This window comes from Planococcus sp. RAB007_Raresut (assembly GCF_057369535.1).
This window is the reverse complement of record NZ_JBXYIF010000278.1, coordinates 1-234: the sequence shown is the minus strand read 5'-3', so window position 1 is coordinate 234 and position 234 is coordinate 1. Positions and strand designations below refer to the sequence as shown.

1 protein-coding gene is annotated in these 234 nt (G+C 47.4%); it reads right to left on the bottom strand.

Going from position 1 to position 234, the window contains the following annotated elements; genetic code table 11:
• The coding region (locus tag AC2Q9J_RS18535) for a hypothetical protein (RefSeq protein ID WP_499042203.1) at positions 1-234 on the bottom strand (234 nt) is incomplete at both ends.

Below are 234 nucleotides of genomic sequence, written 5' to 3'. Positions count from 1 at the left end.
TCTTTTTTATATTTGACCGGAATGACAATGGATTTTTTGGATGAGCCTTTCGCCGAGCGGTCCATCATCTCTAAAATTTCCGGGTCATCTACTAATAGCCCTTGCATCTGATACGACTCCAATACTTTTTGACGCGTTTCTTCTTCAGAACTAGCAGGTGGAACGAGTGGTCGGTGCACGTGGAAATAGAGCGCCGCAGCAGGTGCGACGTTCTCTTTTGTCCACACCTCTGCC